Origin of the sequence: Undibacterium sp. SXout7W, assembly GCF_049339385.1 — a bacterium.
Lineage (GTDB): Bacteria > Pseudomonadota > Gammaproteobacteria > Burkholderiales > Burkholderiaceae_D > Undibacterium.
Genome location: NZ_JBMPPF010000007.1, coordinates 169,131 through 193,512, shown reverse-complemented (window position 1 = coordinate 193,512; position 24,382 = coordinate 169,131). Strand labels below are relative to the sequence as shown.

The 24,382-nt window shown below is 47.5% G+C and carries 20 protein-coding genes and 1 tRNA gene; 4 read left to right on the top strand and 17 right to left on the bottom strand.

The features are described from left to right. Positions 1-123: 123 nt before the first annotated feature. The 16 genes from ACO0LB_RS09215 to ACO0LB_RS09140 all read right to left on the bottom strand — a co-directional run bounded on the left by ACO0LB_RS09215 (position 124) and on the right by ACO0LB_RS09140 (position 16,113). The gene (locus ACO0LB_RS09215) at positions 124-882 is read right to left on the bottom strand and encodes a tyrosine-type recombinase/integrase (RefSeq protein WP_423048694.1); all 759 of its coding nucleotides are present in this window, start codon (positions 880-882) and stop codon (positions 124-126) included. Positions 883-1,136: 254 nt separating this feature from the next. Continuing rightward, on the bottom strand, positions 1,137-2,435 hold the full coding sequence (locus ACO0LB_RS09210; RefSeq protein WP_423048692.1) for a relaxase/mobilization nuclease domain-containing protein: 1,299 nt from the start codon (positions 2,433-2,435) through the stop codon (positions 1,137-1,139). A gap of 8 nt (positions 2,436-2,443) precedes the next feature. Further along, a complete protein-coding gene (locus ACO0LB_RS09205; RefSeq protein WP_423048690.1) occupies positions 2,444-2,812 on the bottom strand; it encodes a hypothetical protein in 369 nt (122 codons plus the stop codon). Positions 2,813-2,988: 176 nt separating this feature from the next. Next, entirely contained in the window at positions 2,989-3,192 is a 204-nt protein-coding gene (locus ACO0LB_RS09200) for a hypothetical protein (protein ID WP_423048688.1), read from the bottom strand. Positions 3,193-3,195: 3 nt separating this feature from the next. Further along, positions 3,196-3,522: a hypothetical protein gene (locus ACO0LB_RS09195; protein WP_423048687.1), complete on the bottom strand. Its 327-nt coding sequence runs from the start codon at positions 3,520-3,522 to the stop codon at positions 3,196-3,198. A 195-nt stretch (positions 3,523-3,717) separates the two neighbouring features. Continuing rightward, on the bottom strand, positions 3,718-3,972 hold the full coding sequence (locus tag ACO0LB_RS09190) for a hypothetical protein (RefSeq protein WP_423048685.1): 255 nt from the start codon (positions 3,970-3,972) through the stop codon (positions 3,718-3,720). A gap of 1,466 nt (positions 3,973-5,438) precedes the next feature. Beyond that, positions 5,439-6,245, bottom strand: coding sequence for a hypothetical protein (locus ACO0LB_RS09185; protein WP_423048683.1), 807 nt, complete (start codon positions 6,243-6,245; stop codon positions 5,439-5,441). Positions 6,246-6,323: 78 nt separating this feature from the next. Continuing rightward, positions 6,324-7,385, bottom strand: a complete 1,062-nt coding sequence (locus tag ACO0LB_RS09180; protein WP_423048681.1) for a CAP domain-containing protein — start codon at positions 7,383-7,385, stop codon at positions 6,324-6,326. A 332-nt stretch (positions 7,386-7,717) separates the two neighbouring features. After that, on the bottom strand, positions 7,718-9,877 hold the full coding sequence (locus tag ACO0LB_RS09175; protein ID WP_423048679.1) for a DotA/TraY family protein: 2,160 nt from the start codon (positions 9,875-9,877) through the stop codon (positions 7,718-7,720). After that, positions 9,874-10,425 (bottom strand): hypothetical protein, encoded by a 552-nt coding sequence (locus tag ACO0LB_RS09170; RefSeq protein ID WP_423048677.1) that lies wholly within the window; start codon positions 10,423-10,425, stop codon positions 9,874-9,876. Before ACO0LB_RS09170 ends, ACO0LB_RS09175 begins: the two co-directional genes overlap by 4 nt. Next, positions 10,422-11,438 (bottom strand): hypothetical protein, encoded by a 1,017-nt coding sequence (locus tag ACO0LB_RS09165; protein WP_423048676.1) that lies wholly within the window; start codon positions 11,436-11,438, stop codon positions 10,422-10,424. Before ACO0LB_RS09165 ends, ACO0LB_RS09170 begins: the two co-directional genes overlap by 4 nt. Positions 11,439-11,820: 382 nt before the next feature. Further along, positions 11,821-12,198: a hypothetical protein gene (locus ACO0LB_RS09160; protein ID WP_423048674.1), complete on the bottom strand. Its 378-nt coding sequence runs from the start codon at positions 12,196-12,198 to the stop codon at positions 11,821-11,823. A 294-nt stretch (positions 12,199-12,492) separates the two neighbouring features. Beyond that, positions 12,493-12,577: transfer RNA gene (locus tag ACO0LB_RS09155), tRNA-Leu, on the bottom strand. Between the two features lie 57 nt (positions 12,578-12,634). Beyond that, on the bottom strand, positions 12,635-14,032 hold the full coding sequence (locus ACO0LB_RS09150; RefSeq protein WP_423048672.1) for an MATE family efflux transporter: 1,398 nt from the start codon (positions 14,030-14,032) through the stop codon (positions 12,635-12,637). Further along, the gene (locus tag ACO0LB_RS09145; RefSeq protein WP_423048670.1) at positions 14,029-15,750 is read right to left on the bottom strand and encodes an ArnT family glycosyltransferase; all 1,722 of its coding nucleotides are present in this window, start codon (positions 15,748-15,750) and stop codon (positions 14,029-14,031) included. The genes ACO0LB_RS09150 and ACO0LB_RS09145 overlap by 4 nt, the downstream gene beginning before the upstream one ends. Before the next feature lie 96 nt (positions 15,751-15,846). Next, a complete protein-coding gene (locus ACO0LB_RS09140; RefSeq protein WP_423048668.1) occupies positions 15,847-16,113 on the bottom strand; it encodes a type B 50S ribosomal protein L31 in 267 nt (88 codons plus the stop codon). 296 nt (positions 16,114-16,409) lie between these two features. Between ACO0LB_RS09140 and ACO0LB_RS09135 the strand changes: the two genes are divergently transcribed. Then, a complete protein-coding gene (locus tag ACO0LB_RS09135) occupies positions 16,410-17,039 on the top strand; it encodes a trimeric intracellular cation channel family protein (RefSeq protein WP_423048666.1) in 630 nt (209 codons plus the stop codon). Positions 17,040-17,110: 71 nt separating this feature from the next. On the opposite strand, the gene ACO0LB_RS09130 is transcribed toward ACO0LB_RS09135, so the two are convergent. Continuing rightward, complete coding sequence (locus ACO0LB_RS09130; protein WP_423048664.1) at positions 17,111-17,749, bottom strand: TetR family transcriptional regulator; 639 nt, start codon at positions 17,747-17,749, stop codon at positions 17,111-17,113. Positions 17,750-18,272: 523 nt separating this feature from the next. Here ACO0LB_RS09130 and ACO0LB_RS09125 point away from each other — a divergent pair. From ACO0LB_RS09125 to ACO0LB_RS09115, 3 genes are all read left to right on the top strand, one after another. Beyond that, positions 18,273-19,604 carry an efflux RND transporter periplasmic adaptor subunit gene (locus ACO0LB_RS09125; protein ID WP_423048662.1) on the top strand — a complete coding sequence of 444 codons (1,332 nt, stop codon included), beginning with the start codon at positions 18,273-18,275 and terminating at the stop codon, positions 19,602-19,604. A gap of 109 nt (positions 19,605-19,713) precedes the next feature. Then, entirely contained in the window at positions 19,714-22,869 is a 3,156-nt protein-coding gene (locus tag ACO0LB_RS09120; RefSeq protein WP_423048660.1) for an efflux RND transporter permease subunit, read from the top strand. Between the two features lie 3 nt (positions 22,870-22,872). Then, positions 22,873-24,327: an efflux transporter outer membrane subunit gene (locus ACO0LB_RS09115; RefSeq protein ID WP_423048658.1), complete on the top strand. Its 1,455-nt coding sequence runs from the start codon at positions 22,873-22,875 to the stop codon at positions 24,325-24,327. The last annotated feature ends 55 nt before the right edge of the window (positions 24,328-24,382 follow it).

Below are 24,382 nucleotides of genomic sequence, written 5' to 3'. Positions count from 1 at the left end.
TCTGGAACGGCTGCCGCTACAACCGTTTAGTCAAATTAGCCAACTGCTCCCGCATCGCTGGGCCACCGTACAATAATTCTCACCACGATAAAGTCGTTCGGTCAACATGAGTTCGCCGGGCGGTTACTTTGTTTCACGCAGCACGGCCGTTTGACTCACTAAATCGATATCCTTCCATACCAACTTTAACAATTCACCACGCCTGCAGGCCGTTTCTATCGACAGGATAAGAAGCTCTTTGATCGGATGACTTGATCTGATTTGATCAACAATACGATCAAACTCGCCAGGTTCTACGCGACGGTCACGTGGTTTTCCGTTACTTGGAATTTCAATTTCACGTATTGGGTTATTCAATGATATTCCCCAGCGCTTTTTAGCTGTCGTGAAGACAGCACTCAGCAACATGAGATATTTTCTTACTGTGCTATCTGAAATATTTCGCTTACGGATTTGAGAAGTGAAGCGTAACACTACATCGCGATTTATTAACTCGATTGGTAGTGTGGCAATGTTGAGGCGATTGATAATTCCGATGCGGATTTGTTCCGAATGCGGAGCCTTCTTAAACAGCGTAACTTCATTTTCATAGCGCGTAAGCATCATACCGAGCGTGAGCGTTTTAATTTCTTCTTTCTTCTGGCGAGATTGAAGTACTAGCCGATGAGTCGGATCCGTTGTCGCATCCGCTAGCATCCGGTCACGGTATGCGCGCGCATCTTCTATCGTATCGAATGTAGCTTGGATTGGAACGCCGTGCAGCTTCATGCGCACCCAGAATGATCTCCCTTCATAGCGTGTTGTGATATACCGATTGCGTGCCTTCTCCGCTTTACTTAACTCCGCAGGTTTTGATTTAGATGTCCGCTTTTTCTCAACCACAGAAATCTCCTGGTTGAGGGTTTCGCAGCGATTTCAGTAATTGCAGCTCAAAAGAGTCAACGCAACCAAGTTCCTTGCATACGTCGACTTCGTTTTCGCGTCCGATGAAAACTCGCGAAAAATACTCTTGTTCTAAAGTAGAGAGCGCTGACCGCAAACGGCGAATGATTTTTTGATTCAATATGGTCATATTTTCCCGAATAAATTTTCAATACCTGAAAATCAAATTACAGGAAAAAATAACCGTGTCAAATCTATGGTGGTGGCGACAGGATGTTTTCTTTCTCATCCGATAGCTGTTCAGTCGGAAATTTTAAGAGGCTTGCTCTTGAAATCCCAGACACGAATTGCGAAGTGGGTACGGATTCTTGATCTACATTCGGTCGTTTAGTCAGTGTTTTTATATATTGCTGCAATTCTGGGTTTGCGATTTGAATACCCTGTTGAATTGCCTCATCGATCGCGATTTTTTTGAATTCTGCAGACCCCGTCAGTTTGATGGCTTTCCAACCTTTTTGATGTGCGAGTTCTACCATGGCTTTGATCTTTGCCGCAGTAGAATTTCCAATTATTTGAACAGTGGATCCGCGATCAAAAAAAGCTGCATTGCCATTCTGCCAGCGATACTCGACGCCATTTTGACAGCGCTTTTGATTTAAGAATTTAATTAAATAAAAGGCGTACGATCCTTCAATTGTGTCAGTGCTCTGGTCTGTTTCGATCTCAGATTTTGATTTAAATGCAGCCAGGCCTGCCACGTCATTTGCAGAATCAAACATCAATCCCCGCTTCAATAAGCTGGACCATTTATATTTATCACCGAGTTTTGATCCGGAAAATGACACTCCATCAAGGGAAAAAGAGAAGCCATTCATTTTGCCCGTTGCTGCGATGTTGGCAATGACTTTAACCCCTTTACCTGTCAAAAACTGAGCAAACTGCGAAGCAGTTGGATTTCGTTTAAGCGCATCATCGATCAGTAATTGAAGTCGTTCGCGTGGTGGTTCAACACCAGTTCGCAATGATTTTTCCCGCTCTTTTTTCTTTATTTTTTTTGTAGACGGCATGGATACTATTGCAGTGTCGCCGATTCTATCTACACCTTTTGTAATGATGAGTGCATACTTTTTCTCAAGTTCTTCAATTATTTTTGTAGATTTTAGGTTCTCGTTTTGACCGAGATATAATGCGCCTGAAAGGTCAATTCTTGATGCAACAATGTGAATATGCTGCCCGTCTTTATCATCGTGCATAACGTATACGCGAGGATGGGAATCATCAAATCCCATCTGCGTCATATAGTCTTCTGCAATCTGATTCCATTGCGAATCATTGAGCTGTTCACCAGCAGGTAGGCGAAGCGAATTGTGCCAAACGGGCTTTTTTATTTCAGGCCGTAGCCGCCTTATTGCACCAAATTCCTGTGCCAAACTCAGCGGATCACTTGCTGATAGATTTCCTCCGATCAGTCGACCACAGTCTTTTCCAGATGCACGATTTAATACATATTCAAGCGCTCCGCGAAATCCGCTGCCTCGCGAAATTTTCCGCATGCCTTTCATCAGAAATCGCTTCCATCGAAAACATTTGCACCCAATAGTTTATTGCGGAACTCTACTAATTCATTTTGAATTATCTGGACATCTACCAGGCCGTCGCGGTTCAGATTGGCTGCAATTTGGTTAAGGTTCGATGCCGCTCGCGCCAACTCAATCCAAGCTTTTTGATTAAGACCTGGGATGACTGGTGGTAGGTGATCTAGTGCCGACATTCTCAACCATTCACCTCTCATCAGGTTCCCTCGTTTTTGCTCAAGCATGGCAAGCTCAGAATCATTTAAGCGAACTGAAACACAGTTGGTTCGGCATTCTGATTTATCAAGTTTAGGATGGCCGCGACGCGATCTTCTCTTCTCATTTAATTCAGGCATACACAACTCCAGGCAAAGCGCTTTTGCAACCCCCTGACCGCAGGGAGCGGGGGCGAGCCGAAGGCGAGGAATAACGTTTAAGCGAAGCGAACGTTAGCTCTTGCTTCTCAGCCTTTTTTCAGATTTCAGAATAAAAATAGTCATTCACAGAAAATTTTTAGTCACAAGAAATTGGATTAAAAGTGCGTTCCGGCCAATACAGAATTGCGCTTTCTCGATTCATATATGCCATAGATATATGCTCGCGCGATATCAGTTGGTGCCTCTGCATGCGCATCTGCAATCGTCTTCTCATCGCAGATATATAAATCTGTATTCTCTATATAAATATCATGCCAGTCTGTATTAGCTAAGTTCATTAGAGGATCATGGGTTAACATTTTTCAATCTCCATTCTTAAAAATAGTCGGTTCAATAAAAATTAACGGCACCAATGAGAGCGACTCATTTTGAACTTGCTCTTGTTGCCGCATTCTTTTCTTCTTTAATTTTTGCTCAAGAAGAATTTTTCTCATATTTAAAATTAATGAATCAGGCCTCGGCTCACAAGCTAGTATTTTTATCTGCTGCATAAGAAGGCTATTTTGTATTTCTGTTCCATCCAGCCTAGTATTTAACTGACGAACGTACGCCTTCCATCCAGATGCGCCGCTTTCAAAATCGACTGCAGCATTTGCCAACTCCCTTTTTGCATCGTCAACCTCATCCATTTTTCGATTCCAATCAGAATATGTTTGGTGCATATTTAGCGCATGAATAGTGCATAAAAATACGCTAAAAAATTTCTGCAAATTCGGTTAAGAAAAACAGCGCATTTTTAGACCCTAAATAGAGTACAAACAGAATCTATTTAGCACACACATAAATCCAGATCGCCTCTTTCACGTGTGAGGTTTCGCAGATGGTCAAGTCTTTTGCGCAGTTTGCTTTTTTAAAATAGCAGCCATCTCTTTACCTGCCTGCTCAATTGCCGCTTCGACGGCCTCACAACATATCTCACTCATGATGAGTGTGTACCCCTGGGATTCCGCTTCCTTTTTTACTTCCTCAAATCTTTCAATGAGAGAGATTGGCATGCTGATGCCAACCTGCTTGGTCTGCCGTCCTTTTAACGTTTTTAAGACAGTTTTTTCGTTTAAATCTTTCTTTTTGCTACTCATCTTTACCTCTATTTTTTTCACTAACCAATGCAACCAATTTACATGTTAAAACTGCTTATCGCAACAATATTTTTAAATATTAATTGTTTGACCGTGTAAATTAATTTTAATTTTTTCGTATATATAGGTATGTATAAAATGAAAAACGCAAAACTACTCATTTTCACTCTTTTAGTCACAATAAGTTCATCTGTTTTTGCACAAGCAAAAACATCTTCTTGCACACCTTCGACGGTAAATAATTATGTGCCTTGTGATGCCGGTTATTCCGGTCAAAAATTTAAGACAACGACTATCACTTGCCCTGCTGAGTGGCCGTTCGGTTTGGTTTCGACAACCCCAACCTATAACACAAGCCAGTGTGTGAAAGCGACGACTTCTCCAGCGGTCGACCGCACCTGTGAACTGACGCCGGCCGCATGTGCACCTCAACCAAAATCACCAGGCTGCCCGACTGGGAAGCATTGGACTTTAACTGGTGCAACCGTAGCACATTGTGTTGACAATGATCCGGCATGCCCATGGGGGACATCGCTGACACATGACGGAAAGGGCAATCCTAGTTGCGTAGCAAATACGTGCCCATCAAATCAGGTCTTGCAATCAGATGGAATTTCGTGTGCGTGTCCAGCCGGCACAGCATGGAATGGAGGAAGCTGCGTTCCTCTGCCACCTCCGTGCACACCAAGCGTTACGAAGGGGGGTAACGTTGCGTGCGATGCAGGCTATACAGGATTTAAGTTTGGAGTCACGACGACGTCGTGTCCTGGCAACGTTGCGACGTTTAAGTGGGACACAAGCGGATGCACACCGACGTGCTCACCAAGCATCGTTGTCGGTAGCAATATAGCTTGCGATGCAGGCTATACGGGCTTCAAGCATTTGGTGACGACGACGACCTGTCCTGGTAACACGACTTCTTCGTATTGGGACACGAGCGCTTGTGTGCCGATTCCACCACCGTCGGTCTGCCCTGCCACCACAGTGACGACGGGTGCGTGTCCAGATCCAATTAATTTCGCAGGTCATACAACAACGACGACAACTTACAGTGGTTCCAGCTGCGCAATGAGCACGACGACCGATTTGAGTATGTGCACATTAAAATTAGATACACCAGCTTGTCCAAACGGCGCAACGGATTACCCCACCTGTGCCGTAACTTATATCTGCACCAATATTTCTCACTCCAATACGTCAAATACAATATATGTTGACGACGGTTATGTCGGGGACAATCAGTTCGACCAGAACGTCCAGTCGGGGAGGATAAAACTTGTTACAGCGGTTTTAAATTGGACGAATGCGCCGCGATGGGAATATGGCTTGAATTACTCCTCTGACGGCAATCCGCATAACGTGTGTGTACGAGAAGGAAATTGAATAAAGCAGTCAAAAAAACGCAATGAAAATTGCGTTTTTTATTTGAGAGCTAGATAGAGCATCAGGGCGCTCCGCACGCCCCTCTATACACCACCGAAGAAATCCGCGAATTCTTTTTTCAGCTTGCGTGCCTTCTCTTTTACTGCATGCGGGATCGGCTCGGTCACTTCCTTGAGGTCCATCATCCAAGCTGCGGCACGGATTGGGGTGACGTCGAACCTCGCGGCACGCATTTCTGAAACCGCTTGTTCGAGAGCGGCCTTTCTAACAGCGGCTGCATTCGCGCGCCTACCTTCCCGCTCGTGGATGTGGGACTGTAAAAATAAACTGATTGCCTGTGCCACTTCGGACAACTGAGGCCAATTGGTCAAGCAGGTGACAAACGTCTCCACGGCAGCAAGCTTTTCCGATGGCCCTGCTGCGGCGAGGCGCAACGACTTGCTCAAACCATATCCGTCGTTGCAAAGCTCAACGACGGATATCAAGGCATCCAGTTGCTGTGAAAAATCAAGATTGACCAGAGCTGTGACTTGGCCGACCAGCTCGAATGTGGATGGTGGCGTCCAGCCGCCAGCGGCGAAAATTTCGCGTGCGTCCGTACCTTCTGGCAATCTCTGAAGTCGCAGCTGACCGTCTGCGCCGAGGCCGACAAAGGCAAAGTAGGTGAACTTGTCTCGCACTGCCATTTTCGAAGAATTTGCGCCATACATGCAAAGCTGAAACGGCCGGCATTCAAATGTGACGCTACCACCTTCTGTTGGGCTTCGCTTCCATTCTCCAAACGTAACTTTCGGCGCGGACTTTTCTGCCCACTCAGTAATTGGACCTGCCCATCCATGAAAGGCCGCCCCTTTCTTGGCTGGGCCAGCAAAGCAATGAGTAATCTGCATAGTGCTTACATCCAAACAGTAAAAGATTAAAATTATGTGCAATTCAACGACTATTTGCGCCACGAATGATGGGTACCACTATTTTGTAGTGAACGAGAACGATTTAGTGATCGTAATGCCGTTTGCCGCACCTTTAAACAAGACGTTGTACTTGGTCGCAGATTTAAAAGGTGCGTATCCCACGAATACCATTTGCTCTGCAGATAGCAGCTTATTCGGATCGTTCGCATTTGTTAAAAAACGCATCTGCAACGGTACTGTCTGGCCTTGTTCAGTTACAGTCATGCTGTCCATTGTCAGCACATAACCGGCATATACGCCAATGCTGATCGGATAAGACGTCAAGTTTGCAACATCAAAATTTTGATACTGATTTTTTGGCATATCCGGAAACGGAAACGGCGATTCTGAGTTCATTGAAACAGGCACGTTAACTTGATCTGCAACCGGATAGCTGTAAACGAAATTTGATGCATTTGTTTGGCATCCTATCGTTTGAGAATATCCCAAATCGATTATTAATGGGTTCGCGATCAGCCCTGCGGGCGTTGTATGGTTTTGATAGCCAATGCCAACATCTCTTGGACATTGATTCAATAACCCAGATCGATGATAAACAGTACCGACAAAGCCCTCGATAGGCGTTTGCTGAGTCGCATTAAAATTATTACTTATCGCGACTTCTGATGCGACCGGACCGTAACCTGTAAACGATGTTCTGTCGCCCGGCGCGATACCGGTAAAACCTGCTTTCGTTGCGACTTCATAATGACCAAAAACCGTCACGTCGGCATCAATATTTACAGCAATATAGTTCGCATGATTTGCGGCTGCCAAATCAATTTTTGAATTTTGAGACAACAAGCCAAGGCCAACCATTTTTCTGAAATTATTCAACTCAGTGAATGCCTGGAGTTCGACCGATCCTGCTTGGTAAGTCGGTGCAGGAACTGTGGTCTGCAAATTTGCAGGAATAATTGTCGGAGATGTAGGCGAGGACGAATTTGAATCTGGTGTAGATCCAGCGCCTCCACCGCCGCACGCAGCTAACGACGCAACCGACAAGACAACGGATAATTTTGAGAAGAATTTTGTGAACATGATTTTCCTTTTTTTACTTTGAATTTTTGAAAACTTCAAATCCAAAATACAGGAAAAAATGAGCGTGTCAAATTTCGGGATTCACTTCGCATTGATTTGATTAGTCGTGATTTTTAAAACTTGGGCGCTGCCCAAACCCGCGCTCGCCGCAAGGCAATGGGTGCAGGAAAAAACCTTCCTGCACCCATTGCTCTTAGCTTTGCCGCTACGAACTGTGTAAAGGGGCTTTCGCGGCATATCCTCACCGCCGAGCGGCTGCGGTATTCCACGTTCCCCTTGACACAGTTCTTCGCTTTATTTTTGAGTTGGGAAAACCAACCCCTTTAAAATCAATGGCTTAAAAAAATTGATCTATGAGTGAAAATGCTTAGCTAAGCACTTGTGATTGCGTTTCCTGCTTCACTTTTCTTTTTTGGATTTTTTGAATCGGAACCGACAGGCCTCATATTTGTTCTAATCTGCGCGACACCAGCCAAAAAATGGCTTTTTGCGCGGTCGTCAGTGTCTTTGCCGATTGTTCCAACTACTTGACCACCAACCCAAGAGATGACCTGATCTGGAATGATGTGAATTAAATTGAAACAGCCATGAATCAGGGTCAAAACAAGGGATACAAACACAAAAATAAAGCCGACAAACATTACAAAGCCCGTCATGCTGTTGAACTGAGCATTCGCCATCGCCGGCGCAAAAAGGACGAGCAGAATTGCGCCCAGCACTTTGACCGCATACGACCCGCCAAAAAATCCGAAGACCATCAATGTCGGTCGCAGCAACACGCCGAATAAAAATAGATAGGTATGTTGTGCACGCTGCCCCATGCCCTCGCCCTCAGCTTCTAAGTGTGCAAATGCACCGACCGGAGAGGCGATCAGTCCTTCTAGCACATTGGCGAACCACGCCATGATTCCGCCATACCAGATGATAAATGGGAGCATTGGAATGTAGACAGAGAGTGTAATTCCGAACGCAAAAAGACCAACGATTGCCATCACAGCAAACGGTGAGAATGCGTCTAACGCTCCTTTCGCGGCCTCACGCACAACGCCGGTTCCGACTAGATCGGTCGCAATCCCCGCTAACGAACTTTTGAGACCTTGCGCAGCGCCAACCGCCATATGGGCCACGCCGTATGCAGTAATTGCTCCTGAGCCCATCCAAATCAGGCCATCTCCCAAATTTTTGAATTCAATAATCGGATTCACCGTACCGCCTTTGCCAGTAATCGTCCAGCTGGCAACTTGGTTTGTAATTTTTTGCCTGGCGAATAGTTTAGAAACAATGCCATCTTCACCGGCAATCGCCGCATCCTTATTGAAATTCTGAATGTTTGCCAGATTTCTTAGGGCTGCCTTATAGGTATCGTTAAAAGCAAATTTATCCGGATCTTGCGGCGCGGTGATCGCTGTTTTTCCGCCGGCAACCGCCGTGATGGTGTCGCCAATCACGGCTAAGGTTTGATAGAAGGATCCCAACGCCATCCATCCTTTACTTTTGATTTCGCTTGTGATGTTACTCATCGCAGCATTTGATATCGACGTGGCTTTCGGTGACAATGCATCAGTCACTGTTTTTTCGTAGGCGGCGGCCGCGTCGAATTTGGCGGGAAAATCAATGGATCCGCCACCGCCATTTGTTGACGTGAGATAGTCTTGCGCCAGTTGCTGCATCGACGTGTTCATCGTGGCCAGTGCAGATTGATGTGCGGCCTTAGCATCGTCGACGATACTTGAAACGTCAATAATGCTTGAATTGGACGCCATTTTTGTGAGAACAAGTTTGACATCGCCACAGGCTCCGTCGCCACCCGATGTGACGGGTGCCTGACGGGAATAGCTGTATTCAAGCCCATCCGGTGCCATGAATAACGACACGTTCGTTTCCGGACCGCTGATATTGCCATTAATGTCTACCGCATTGGCACTCGCCATCGAGTTGTCGTTTGCAATCGCAAGTGTACACAAGTTGGAGTTAAACATTGCTTTGGCGGTTTCCTGGGCATTCTGATGAATGACGGCGGACGCGGTATTGAAGCCGCCAAGTGAAGACAGGGCCGCAGCTACAATCAGGTTCGCCATCCCAATGCCCATTTTGGCAAAGTACATCATGATGACTTGAGCACCGCAGTACCCGCCAAACATGGGTACAAGAGTCGAGATGCCCACGATGAAACGGATTGGAAACCAGATCGTGGAAAAGCGCTGGCCCATGAACTCACCGCCTTCGGCAGTTTGAACCGTTGCAGCGGTAATGTTATAAGAAAACCAGAACACGCCAACCGCTAATAATGCCGCATTGAACGTGCCAAACATCGCCCCAAGCGTTGACCCGGAAACAGATCCGGGCACGCCTGGCGTTTGATAGAAAACTTGCCCAAACGCTTCTGATAACACTTTCCCGGCAAGGTCAGTGCCATTGTTGGCCGCGTTAAGCATGCCGTCGGCGGTCACTGTTTGTGAATAAGATAAGGTGCAGCTTAACAGCAGCAACAAAAATGGGCCGATATTTCTGCGATTAAAGATCGTGTTCATACAATTCTCTGAATTTTTAATGACGTCATTAAACTAAAAAAATTGAAAGCAGATTTCATCGCCCAATTTTCAAAGTACTCTTCTCTGCAGGCCTGCACGGACGGCGCAAAAGATGGATAAGGACGGCAACCCGCACGTTCCCCAACGGGGAACGGGATGGCGGGCGCCGGCAGGCGCGTCCGTGTATCACCGCCCGCCTCAAGCGGGGCGGCGGGTTGGCCTTCGATTTTGCTCAGCTTAGTCTTTCCTTGTGCGCCGAAGGCGCAGTCTAGACTGCGGTTGTGAGATTGCCGAGCCTTTATCCACAGCGCGTGGTCGGTAAAAAAAAGGTAAAAAGAAGGTAAAGGGTTTTTCCGTCGACCAAAAGCCATACGGCATGCGGGTTTCGAGATTTGTTGCGCGATGGTTTCCCGATTTTGCGCGACCGCACCCCGATTTTGTGCGACCGGTTCCCGATCAATTGCGACGGTCTCCCGCGCGGCCGCCTCCCGATTTTCTGGCGATGATGACAGCGACGAAATCCCGATGACTGTAAAGTGGCTTTTCATTGTTGACCTCTACTTATCAATTTTTTAAGCACGATTTGTAGTTTATTTTTTGTGCTTATTTCAAGGTATCCATCTGAAATTATTTTTGCGTTTTTTAAGTCGCTTATTGCTAATTTCAAGGCATTTGAAAAATCACGAAGCCTTCCCGTGTATTGAAAAATTTCCTTGATCCCTTTCACACCGTTTTCTTCTGATTCAAGTGCATATCTCTGTTCTACTGAATTACTTGTAGCTATCAGACGCTGGAGTGCTTTTGCAATATTTGTTTTGAGTTGCATCCTTTTTTGCGAGTCGATCAGTGCAAATTCCTTGTTTTCATACATCAAGTGCCAGCGAGTATCTATACTGAGCTGAAAGGATTTGGTCGCACCAACGTATCTAAATTTTTCAATTAACCTGATGGCTTCCAAATCACCTTCACCAAATTCAGATTTGCCAATTTTTAATTTTAACTGTCGTGGTTCGGATGGAGATTTTGAGCCTTGCCAAACTTCGATTACCAGCGACGCGTGATGTAAAGATAAGAGCGTCTTTTTCAGCCAGTCATAATCATTGCCACCGTTGGCTCTGCCGATGGCACTTAAAAACTGCGCCCCTTTAATTTCAAATATCTCACCCAGCGGGTGTTTAATTGCTTCATAGATTACTTGCATCCAGACGTCCGCATGGGCTTCAGTTAATTGCTCCCCCCAATACTTAATTTCCGCGTCACGACGACTCACTAACAGTGAGCCTGTGTGATACTTCTTTCTGTTTTCCCCGCCACTACCTGTCGTGTTTTTACCTCCGCCGCTGTTAATGGGTGCAAATAAACTTGATCGTGCTAGATGATTTGACATTACACGCAGAAATGGTCGTAAGCCAGGAACAAACAGATTCCTTGGTTTTTGATCGACGATTAACGGCTTCTGTTTGCACTCAGCCATCCTTCTATACATGCCTTCGGGAATTTTTATTTTAGGCATTACTGCAAGATCATCGTTGCGCACAGCTGCTCCCTGTAGCTGCTGCATCTTTTCTGGGGCGGCCGCGAGGGCGTGGCGGCGGCTTAATGCTCACTACCGGCGGCACTTGTATTTGTTGGTGTTGAGCAGAGGTACCAGACACTAGTGATGCAAGATCAGACGTTCGTACAAAGCAGCGCTTTCCCAGCTTCACTACCGAAAGTGGAAACGTTCCTTTATGAATTTGGTTGTATAGAGTTTGTGTAGCGAGACCTAAAATTTTCGCTGCAATTTTCAATGGCGTGAGTAACGCGCCATTTGATGCTGCCAAAACTTGGCTCAAATGGTATTCGTATGTTGCGGACATGTTGTTTCCTATTGCCTGCACATTGCGTGGCAAGCAGCACTGATCTCTTAAACGCCAATGCGAAAACGCGTTGGCGAACGAAGGTCAGGCAAGAAAACGTGGTGGAGGGAGAAGTGGTGAATAGCAGACTGCAAAAAACAATGCCGTAAAAATCAGCCGGCAGATCCACAGGCAAGAAATGCCTAGCAAGCGAGCCTGTCGCTGCATTTCATAAGTAAAAGTCAATGACCAACAAAAAACGATCAGCAGGCTCATAAAAAGCGCACAACCGATAGCAAAAATTTGAGTACCAATCTGGCCAAAAAAGTACAAAAGACACAAGCTGAAAACAGATGCGCCGGCTAACCCAATCAACACAATTTGCCACAAAGCCAAATTCTGCAAACGCTGCTCCACAGTGACTGCTTGTGTGTCACTAATGAGCCATCGTCGGAGGTAAGAAAATGGTTTGAAATGCGTCATGCGGTAACTCTAGTTCACAAAAGTTACTCGCGTCAAGTTTATTAATTTTGAAACGTTTCAGAATGAATTTTGAAACGATTGCTTGAAAATGCACAGAACAAAATAGCACAAAAGGAGAGGTAAAAAGAGGTAAGAAAGGGTAAGACTGACGATCAATTGCGATTTTTTGCAGCAAACCGAATCGAGATTTTTTGTCGGATTTTTTTTCGATTCGGCAAATAAAAAACCCTGTAAAGCCTTGATTTTATTAGCTTTACAGGGGTCTCTAATTTTCGAATAACATATAAATGTTATTGGTGCCGAGAGCCGGAATCGAACCGGCACGCCTTGCGGCGCGGGATTTTGAGTCCCGTGCGTCTACCTATTCCGCCATCTCGGCAACGCAGAAGCAAGATTATGACAGGATCGCCCTTGTTTTGCAATAGTGTCGTTTGATCTATGTTTGGTCACGAACGGGTGTGTGTTGTTCGAATTGTCGTTGTATGTATCGTAAATAGGCCCACAGACAAGCTGCAACGATCGCGAGGGATGTACTGTTTGCCATCCAGAAACCGGCTGCGCCATGTAAAAAAGCAGGGCTGATATTGAAAGGGTCGAGACCCAGTATGTAACCGCCTCCTAGGCCGCAACCCCAGAGTGCAAATGCGTAGAGAATGGTGGGAACGATCGCGATTTTGTAGGCGCGCAGAATGAAGGCTGCAGTCACTTGCATTGCATCAAATATCTGGTAGACCGAGATAAACAGGAAGAGTGGAAATGCGGCAGCAATAATAGACGGATTGGAGGTATAGGCATGCAGGATCAGGCTGCGGGAAAACCAGATAATGATACCGATAGGAATTGCAAGCATGGCGGCTAACACAGCGCCGGCATTGCCTGTACGGCGGGCTGTTTGTAGTTGCCCGGCACCGATGGCTTGCGCTACCAGCGTTCCGGTGGCACTGGCAATGGAGAGTGGCAACATGTAAAGGATCGTGCCGAAATTAGCAGTCAACTGGTGTCCTGAGACGGCCACTTCGCCAAGTCTGGCGATAAAAAGTGCCATGAAGGCAAACGCGGTGACTTCAATCAGATAGCTGAGTCCCATGGGAATGCCCAGATGCAGGAGGCTGCGAAGGGACTCCCATTGTGGCTTGACAAAGCCGTTGCCAAATAAAGCGAATAGCTCATAGTATTTAACATGACGTAGCATCAGCCAGCCCGCGATCAGCATCAGCCAGGCGTTGACTGCGGTCGCCGCGGCGCATCCCGGCCCACCCATCGCGGGGATGCCTAATCCACCGAAGATGAACAGGGTATTGAGCGGAATTTTTAAGCCAAGTGCTGCCAACTGAATCGCCATGACCATTTTCGGACGTCCTACGGCGTTATTAAGCGCTCCATAAATCCGGAATCCCATCGTTGCGGGCAAGGCGATCGCCAGTATTTGCAGATAGAGGGCAGCTTTCGTATTCAGTTCAGGTGATGCTTGTGCAATAGATAATAAACTTTGCGGAAAGAGCAAAATTAAGCAACCAATACAGGAAAGAAAGAATCCCAGCCAGACTCCTTGTTTGATTTCAGCGCCAATTTTTTTGTATTGCTGCGCACCGAACAGCTGGCCGACCGCCGGCGATATTGCCTGAAGTACCCCGTTTAAACCTACGAAGATGCTGACATAGATGGAAATACCAATCGATAGTGCCGCAAGATCCGTAGCAGAGAAGCGGGAAGTCATTGCGGTATCAATGACGCCATTTCCAACGACCGCCAGTTGCCCGACGATCATGGGCCAGGCAAGGGATGCGATGCGGTGTATATTGCCGCGTAACGTTGCGGGAAAAGCCTGAATCATGGTGATCTGCGCTGATATAAGGTGAATAACTCGTCCTTATCGGCGACCCGGTGACCACTCCAGATGGCTTCCCATTGCTCATTCTGATATTGCAACGGCAAGCCGTTGATCTGACTGTTTTTTCTGCTGTTTTGTACGAGCAGATAAGGGCAGTCATGATCGGAGAATCCTGAAAAACGGATTCCACCAAAATAAGCAAAAGATGCCCGCTGTGATGGCCCCAGGCTCGCTTCTACGCAGCTATAACTGGCTGGCAACTGGCTGGCGATGCTGTTCGCCGTCGGTTCATAGCTGACACGGTAGTTGATCCAGGGCAGGCAAAGACTGAGTAATAGTGACCAGCATAAAATAACGCCACCACTGGAGAGTACGACAGCGCGCCATAGAACGGATGGTTGTCGTGAAATGCGCCAGAACACGAGACTAAACCAGGCTATGCTGATTCCGAGTGCCGCAATAAAGACCAGTGGATGGAAACTAGCCTGAAAGCCCGGTGCGAGTGTCATCACTTTCGTTGCCAGCTTTGGTGGCCAGCCTGTCTGGCTGGCAATCCAGCATAACCAGATAAAGGCGGCGAGTCCGGTCAGTATCATCACGGCAAACCAGTCCACGGCATTGATGGCACTGCGTTTCATGGTTGGCAGGCCAAAAGCAGCGAGAATCGCCAGCGGTGGAAGAATTGGCAATAGCAATGCTTCTTCCGATTGCTGATTTAATATGGCAAGAACGGTAAAGCAACTGACAAAAGCCACTGGCAAAGAAATATGTAATGCTTTTTCTTGTTTGCGCCAGGCATAGATGGCCCAAGCTGCAAAAGGCCAGGCAGGCCAGGCAAACCAGATGCCATATTTGAAAAAATAACTGACGCTATCCATATCGGGCAAGCTGATCTGCCGATAATTCCACAGCATCCAGGCAGGATAGGGCGAACTATCGAACGGATGAAGAACAGAAATGGCGGTCAGCCATATACCCGTGACTGCGATTGCAAACGGCAGCGCCACCAGTAGTAATTTCAACTGTTTTGTCTGTTCCCGGTAAAGGCATAGCGCCAGCAGACTGATCCATAAGCCCATTGGCAAGACCCATCCACGCGTCAGTATCATTAAGCCCAATGTAATGCCAAGGCCGATCGCGAGGCGCAGCACTGGTTGGTCAAGCAAGCGTACACACAAATACAAGGCAAAAGCGACCAGCGAAATCTGCAATGCTTCAGCACTGGTTTCATGGCTGCGTATCAGCAAGCCCAGACATCCGAGGTAAATCAGTAGCGCACCATCTGCCAGCGTGCGGCCAAAGTCTTTAGGTTCTGGCTGTCCGCCGAAAGCAAGTTTTAACGGTTGCGCTTCATTTCTGCGCCCCAGAAGATAGGTTGCATACCAGACTGACACTGAACCGATCAGAAAAAAGATGCCAGTCGAAAGCCTTGCTGCCATTGGCTCACCGAGTAGCCAGCCAAATAGTTTGATGCAGATCGCACCGAACCAGAATGCCAGCGGGCCTTCCTCCGGGACAGGCAAGCCGACAATATGTGGCCACAACCAGTCAGCAAATGAGCCGTGTGCCATCGTCCACATAATCCCAAATCCGGCGGCATCGTCGCCTTTCCATGGATCGCGACCAATCAGACCTGGCAGGATATACAGCAGGCAAAGCGCAAGAATGCCCCAGCGCGGTAGAGCGATTGTGGCTGCAGCGGGAAGGCGAACTGGCTTCATATGGTGTTGCAGGAGGAAAAGGATGTTTATTGTAGGGGAAAGCAACAGTAAAAAAGGCAGCCTGAGCTGCCTTTTTTACTAAAACTGTCGCGGAAATTACTCGGCGATGGAAGTTTTGGAACCAACTTTGCCGAACTTCTGGCGGAATTTTTCAACGCGACCAGCAGTATCAACGATTTTGTGCTTGCCAGTGTAGAAAGGGTGAGATTCTGCGGAAACCTCGATTTTTACCAATGGGTATTCTTTACCTTCGAATTCAGCTTTATCTCTAGTCTGAATTGTCGAACGTGTAATGAATTTGAAATCGTTAGAAACGTCGTGGAACAACACTTCACGATAATTTGGGTGGATGCCATCTCTCATGCTTGCCTCGAAATAAAAGTAGGTAGCCAATCAGCACTTCGTCGGTCGCCTTGCTTCTTGACCCGATTGCGTATCACTTGCCTGATTAAAAATGAATTGGATTTGCACACGCAAAATGCCAAGCCCATGATTATACAATGTAATTCTGTTTTCATGCCAGCAGCGCATACGGCTATGTTGTCTTGAGTATTGCCTGAATGATGGCTGCGGTTTCGTTATTTGCTGCTCGGTAACAATGCTGTCTGCGGGTAAAATGACCGACTATCTGAAATGACAACTGATGCAGGAACAGGAAAATGGCGTTGAATCACCTTGGCATGAATGTCATGTTGCACACGATTGAGGTCGCTGGAATTATTGCGTTTGCCAGCTCTGGCTTCATTGAGGCGCGTCGCAAGCGTATGGACGTGGTCGGGGTGTTCACCGTGGCATTTATTACCGCTTTTGGCGGTGGTACTTTGCGCGATCTTTTGCTGGATCGACGTCCCTTATTCTGGGTAGAGCATCAGGAATATCCTATTCTGATCTTTGTCATGGCATTGATCGCAATTCCTGTCCTGCGTCATTTACGTCATGCCGTTGCTGAAAATGCGATTGTATTTGCAGATGCGCTGGGATTGGGTTTGTTCAGCGTGAATGGCGCTTCTTTGGCATCAGAAGCTGAAATGCCGATGTTTGTTTGTGCGATGATGGGGGTGATTACGGGAATTTTTGGTGGTGTTTTACGCGACGTTATCTGTAATGAAATTCCCTTGGTATTTCGTCGTAGTAATTTATATGCAACCTGTGCATTTGCCGGTTGCTGGGTATATTTGTTACTCAACCAACTGCATGTGATGGAGATTGTGGCCTTGTTGTTTGGAACAGCCACTACCTTCTTGTTGCGCATGTTGGCCGTCCGTTTCGACTGGAAGTTGCCTGCCTGACGTTGTTGATGTCATCCACTTTCGACCAAAATAAATTGGTCGATTGAATCGTTGATTACTGATATCGGGTTTTATGCGATCTTTTTTTTCAGCGGCGGGCAAGTGAATAAACCAGCTAAAAACATATCGACCATGCTTTCTGCGTGATGTGGCAGATCGTAGATTGCGGTATCCACCAGCCATTCGTGCACAAGACCTATCAGAAATCCGTGATTGGCCTGCATAGCAACCCAGGTGTCTGTTTCAGGTGGCAACATGCCTTGGTCAACGGCGGCGATCAACAGTGCCTCCATTCTTGACATGCATTCATTGCGTTTGTCCCGTTCCAGAACAAAGAAGGTCATATCGGCTGACTTTTCACAGCGATGCAAAATAATATCGAATACCTTTTTCTGACGTTGATCAGAGGCCACTTGTTGTAAGAAGTGGATGTTCATTTTCCGTATCGCTGCTTTGGGGTCTTTGTCCCGGGTACTATGTATTTCGTTGAGTAAAGACTCCATGGGAAGAAAAGCTCGGTCGCACATGGCATGAAATAATGCATTTTTATCCTTGAAGTGCCAGTAAATCGCACCTCGCGTCATACCTGCGGCGGTCGCAACATCGTTCAGTGTCGTGTTGGTCACACCTTTTTCTGAAAATACGGTCTCCGCAGCGTCCAGCAGTGCAGAGTAGGTTTCCTGAGCTTCTTCTTTCGTTTTCCTGGCCATCTTTATTCCTTGTCGAAAATCAGCGTAGTAATGCTGTTTCCGTTCCTGCTTCTGTTTTTATTTTGATTTTTAACATGGGCTTGATATTTCATTTTCCTTAAGCAAGGCAATGAATACCATCAAAATTCAATACCTTCATTAATAGCTTAATTAATATCTTAATTCAGTACCTGACTGATCGCCTTCATCATCGTACCCGTCCCCTTCAAATCAGCTTTTCAGTATTTTCCAAGCATGCTGTCAGCGTATGCTTGTCCGGGTGCTATATCAGGTGTTTTCTCACTTTTGTTTGATTCAGGTTAAACTTTTGCTACCGTATTGCGTCTCAGCGTTATCTGACATGTATTCCGGTAGGCTTTTGTTGACAAAGCAGTTTTCTGCGTTATCCGGTATACCGTTTTAATCGCCTTGCGCTTCCAGAATACTCTGACAAGTAGTGAGGGTGTTTCAAAACTTCATTTACAAACATTCGTGAATGTATATAATAGCATATCGTCCTTCAATCTAGAAGAAAGAATCTCCTATGCGCTTTCCTGCCCATACCCTGTTGCAGTTATCGACTCTCTCCACTGATATCCATCGTGTTTTTGAGCGTTCGTCTGTCAAGGTACTTGCCTTGAGTTTTCCCTTGTTAATGTTGGCTGCTTGCGATAAGCAGGGCGGTGCTAATGCCGCACCCGGTGCAATGCCACCGCCGGAAGTGAATGTTGTCACTGTCCAGGCTCGTAATCTTGGTATCGATTTTGAGTATGTTGGTCAGACTGCCGGTTCCCGTGAGACAGAAGTTCGCGCACGTGTCAGTGGCATTCTTGAAAACCGCTTGTATGAAGAGGGTTCTCGCGTCAAGGCCGGTACTGTCTTGTTTCAGATCGACCCGGGCACATATCAGACGCAACTGGCTTCTGCCGAAGCGGCTGCCGGCGTTGCTGAAGCAAAGCTGAATCAGGCCAAGCGTGAATTTGCCCGCCTGACGCCATTGGTCGCCGAGAAAGCTATTAGCCAAAAAGAGTTTGATGACGCTAAATCCACCCTGGAAACGGCGGAAGCCAACTTCAAACAGGTGCGGGCGCAAGTCAATGAAGCGAAGCTGAATCTGGGTTATACCCGTGTCGTGGCACCGATTGATGGTGTGACCGGCGTTGCAGGTAAATCTAATGGCAGCCTGGTGACCTCTGCTGATAGCCTGCTGACCACGATCGTTCAGACCGATCCTGTCTATATTAATTTCAGTATTCCTGAATCGGATTTCCTGAAACTATCCAGTGAAGTAGGAAGCGGCAAAGTCGCGTTGCCAGGCAAGCGTGCCAATAACGGCAGTATGGCATTTGACGTACAGTTGAAATTAGCTGACGGCAGTGTTTTTCCGACAAAAGGCAAAATGAATTTTGTCAGCGAGAAGGTAAATACCGCGAATGGTGGTTTTGATGCCCGTGCACAAATTCCTAATCCTGATGGTGCTTTGCGTCCTGGACAGTTCGTTCGTGTGATATTGAACGGCGCTACCCGCAATGCCGCACTGGCTGTGCCACAACGTGCCGTCATCGATAGCCCGATGGGGAAAATGGTATTTGCTGTAACGCCTGACAACAAACTCGCACCGAAACCAGTTGAGCTTGATGGTTGGTCACATGGTGAGTGGATCGTCACAAAAGGTTTGCAAAATGGTGATCGCGTTCTCGTCGATGGGTTTATCAAAGCGCATGAGCCCGGTATGACTGTGACGCCGATTGCCCTGTCTGCTAAAGATGCCGCCGCTGCACCGTCACCAATGCCGGCAAACGCACCTGCGCCAGCGAATAAACAGCCAGCATCAGGAGCTGCATCCGCATCCGCCAGTGCTTCAGCAAGTCACTAGGCAATAGGGTGTCGAACGACATCAGGTGACAGGCCGAAAAACTCTCAGTGTCTCTTTGAACATCTGAACATCAAGCTGCATTACATGCTAAGGCGACAAGGAATTATTCATGTTTTCTAAATTTTTTATTAACCGGCCGATTTTCGCGACAGTATTGTCGCTGATCATCGTGCTGGCTGGTCTGGCCGCTTTGCGCGTCCTGCCAATCTCACGCTATCCGGAGATTTCTCCGCCCGTCGTGAACGTCACGGCGGTTTACCCAGGTGCCTCTGCTGAAGTGGTTGAGCGTACTGTCGCAGGTCCGATTGAAGAACAGATTAACGGTGTAGAACACATGCTGTATATGGATTCTGTGTCTTCTGCCGATGGTCGCGTATCGATTAACGTGACATTTGAAGTGGGTACTAATCTCGATATTGCCGCCGTCAACGTCAATAATCGCGTACGGCAGGCCGATGCTAAACTGCCACAGGAAGTGCGGCGTCAAGGCGTGACCGTGTCAAAAAGCTCTTCCAATTTCCTGGTCGTGGCAGCGCTGTATTCTCCTGATAATCGTTACGATGCCCTGTACCTGTCGAATTATGTGACACAAAATGTACTGGATGCGATCAAGCGTGTGCCTGGCACGACAAATGTTCAGATTTTCGGTGCTAAAGACTATGCAATGCGGATCTGGATGCGTCCTGATCGTATGGCGCAACTGGGCGTGACCGTAGGAGATATTTCCAACGCCATCAATGAACAGAATGCACAATATGCGGCTGGTAAAGTGGGGGCTCCGCCAAATAACACGGAAGAATTGACGATGACGGTGACAGCAAAAGGTCGTTTGCTGGAACCGGAAGAGTTTGCCAATATTATTGTCAAATCAGATAAAGCGGGTGCTACCGTCCGTATTAAAGACGTGGCGCGTGTTGAGTTGGGTTCAAAAGACTACAACTTGTATGGACGTGTTAATGGACATCCTTCTGCCAATATCGGTGTCTTCTTGCAAACCGGCGCTAATGCGCTGGATACACGCAAAGCGGTAGAAGCCACGTTGAAAGAGTTGAAGTCCAAATTTCCGGAAGGTATGGAATACGCGACACCCTACGATACGACACCTTTCGTGACGGAATCTATCGCCGAGGTATTAAAAACCCTGGGTGAGGCAATGGTACTGGTATTCATTGTCGTGTATCTGTTCCTGCAAAGCTGGAGAGCGACGATTATTCCAACACTGGCGGTGCCGGTATCGCTGATCGGTACGATGGCAGGTTTGCATCTGCTGGGATACAGCATTAATACCTTGACTCTGTTCGGTATGGTGTTGGCGATTGGTATCGTTGTTGATGATGCGATTGTGGTGCTGGAAAATGTCGAGCGTCTGATCAATGAAGAGGGCATGACACCAAAAGACGCAGCAATTGAAGCCATGCACGAAGTCACTGGCCCTGTCATTGCGATTGTGCTGGTGCTGGTGGCCGCGTTTGGTCCTATTGCTTTCCTCGGTGGTCTGGCGGGTGAGTTGTATCGTCAGTTCTCCGTCACGATTTCGATTGCGGTAGTTTTGTCTGGTCTGGTTGCACTAACGCTGACACCAGCCCTGTGTGCCTTGCTCTTAAAGCCAGGTTCTGAAAATCACAATCGTTTCTTTACATGGTTCAATGCTGCTTTCCTGCGGTTGACCAAACACTATACCAATGGCGTGACTTTCTTCCTCAAGCGCGCTGCGCTGGGTGTGGTGGTCGTATTGGGTATGGTGGTGCTCACAGGCTTGTTGTGGAAAAACGTGCCTGGCGGTCTGGTTCCGGATGAAGATCAGGGCTATTTCATTGGCGCTGCGATTATGCCTGATGGTGCATCTCTGGATCGTACTGATGCGATGGTGCGTCAGGTGGAAGGCATCATGAAAACCAACAAGAACATCGATACGACGTTTGCCTTGGTCGGACTCGATTTTCTGGGCGGTGGCGGACTGAAGTCTTCTGCAGCGACGATGTTTTTCCCCCTGAAACCGTGGGAAGAAAGAAATCAGTCTGCACAGCAAATGGTTGGCGAAAGCTACATGAAAACCGGTCGTATCAAAGAAGGCTTACCGCTGTTCTTTGCACCACCGGCAATTCAGGGCCTTGGTCAAACCGGTGGTTTTGAGTTCTACCTGCAAAACAAAGGTGAAGGTGGTGTTAAACGTTTGGCACAACTGCTGCCTCAATTGATTGCCGAAGCAAACAAACAACCTGAGCTGGCAGGGGTGAAAACCTTGTGGCAGGCAAACTCCCCACAGTTGTATGTCGATGTGGACAATGAAAAAGCACGTTCTATGGGGATTGCATTGTCAGATGTTTACAACACACTGGCAGCCACCATGGGTAGTTACTACGTGAATGACTTCAATAAAAATGGACGTATCTACACCGTACAATTGCAGGCAGAAGGCCAGTATCGTGCTAAACCGGACGATATAGGCAATATGTATGTTCGTTCTGCCACTGGTCAGATGGTGCCGGTACGCGCGTTCACAACGATACGCTTTATTACCGGTCCTGACTCGGTACAACGATTCAATGCATTACCGTCAATTAAGTTGCTGGGCGATGCAAAACCCGGATTCAGTTCGGGCCAGGCGATTGCAGCGATGGAGCGTGCGGCGGCGAATGTATTGCCTGCAGATGTTGTCTATGACTGGGGCGGTGCATCCTTCCAGGAAAAACGTAGCAGCAATGCTTCCGGTTTGGCGCTCGGTGCAGGTGTGTTGATGATTTTCCTGATCTTGGCTGCTCAGTACGAAAAATGGTCTTTGCCTTTTTCTGTATTGCTGGCAATGCCTTTCGGTATCTTTGGCGCGCTGATGGCGGTGTATCTGCGTCATTTTAATAATGATGTGTATTTCCAGATTGGTTTGGTCACTTTGCTCGGATTGTCAGCAAAAAATGCGATTCTGATTGTTGAATTTGCAGTGATGAAAGTACATGAGGGATATGCCCCGGTTGCTGCTGTGCTGGAAGCTGCACGCTTGCGTTTCCGTCCGATTCTGATGACATCGCTGGCCTTTATCCTGGGTGTTGTACCACTCGCATTTTCACACGGCGCAGGTGCTGCAGCACGTCAGTCACTCGGTACCGGCGTACTGGGTGGCATGTTGGCAGCTACTTTCCTGGCGATTTTCTTTGTGCCTTTGTTCTTTAAGCTGATCAATGACAAACGCTTGAAAACGACGGAGCAGGATTTTGATCATCCGGTTCATATATTGCACAACGCCCCTCCAGCCGATGCAAAGGAATAAGTTATGTTAAGAACTCAATTTGTAGTAACGGCGTTGGCGGCCAGTCTGGCACTGGCAGGATGCGCCTCGGTAGGTCCTGATTACCAGCGACCTGTGTTGGAGACACCGGCAAATTTTGGCGCTGTTTCTGCCAGTGCTCAAACAGGTAAAAATGCAGTGAAGTTTGATTACACAGCTTGGTGGAAAAATTTTCAGGACCCGGTTCTGAACAGTTTGCTTGATGAAGCCAATGCAAATAATCAGGATTTATTGCTGGCCACCGGGCGCATTGAAGAGGCGCGTGCTGTTGCCGTCGGTGCCAGTTCTAATCGCTATCCTACGGTAGATGCAACGCTCAGTGGATCGCGACTGCGTACCAGTGAGAATGCGGGCAAATTGGCTGCTGGCGTGAATCCTGATAGTAAGGATTTTCAGCTCGGACTGACTGCGTCTTATGAACTTGATTTCTGGGGGAAACTGGCGCGTGCTGACGAAGCTGCAAAATCTCGTTTGTTATCGCAAGAGGCAAATCGCGGCTTGGTACAGGCTAGCTTGTACAGTAATCTCGCGCAGACCTATTTTGGTTTGCGTGCAGCGGATGCGCAATTGTTGCTGGCGCAATCAACCCTGAAAACTCGTCAGGAAAATTTACGCCTGCAACAAAAAAGATATAGCTCAGGCTCTATTGGCGAACTGGATCTGCATGTAGCGGAGTCAGAAGCGGCAGCGGCTGAAATCAGTGTGGCGCAGGCAAAGCAACAGGTTTCTATTACTGAATCTGCGCTTGCCATTTTGTTGGGGCGCTCGCCTGGTGCGATTGCTCAACCTGTCATTGCGCGTGGGAATAGCATTGGCCAGTTGTATCAGCAGTTGATTGTTCCTGCAGATTTACCTTCGGATTTATTAAATCGCCGTCCTGACGTGATTGCTGCCGAATACACGCTGGTTGCTGCTAATGCCGATATCGGTCAGGCAAAAGCGCAGTATTTCCCCAGCTTGAAATTAACAACAGGCGTCGGTTACGAGTCCAGAGTATTTCAAGATCTGATCAACCCGGCATCCTTGCTCTGGAATCTGGGTGCCAGTCTTGCGCAGCCTGTGTTCAGAGCCGGGGCGATCGGTGCGGTAGTGTCGGGCGCAGAAGCGCGTAAAACACAAGCGCTGGCACAGTATGTACAAACGGTGCAGGGTGCCTTTCGTGATGTGCATGATGCTTTGACGAATACCGCAGCAAATGAACAGGTATTTTCATCCAGTCAGCGTCGTGTCGCGGCTCTCAAAGACTCATTGCGTTTGACAGAGCTGCGCTATAACAATGGCTACAGTAGTTATCTGGAAACTTTGAATGCACAACGTGATTTATCACAAGCAGAAGTCAGCCTGATTGATACGCAAAGAGCGCATCTGAATGCCGTCGTCAGTCTGTACAAAGCTGTCGGTGGTGGCTGGGAGAAAAACGCAGTCTTAAGTCGTCAATAAAGGTAGTCAGGACTGGCGCAAAACCTCCCCAGTGGAGTTATGGTTCTTTGTCGTG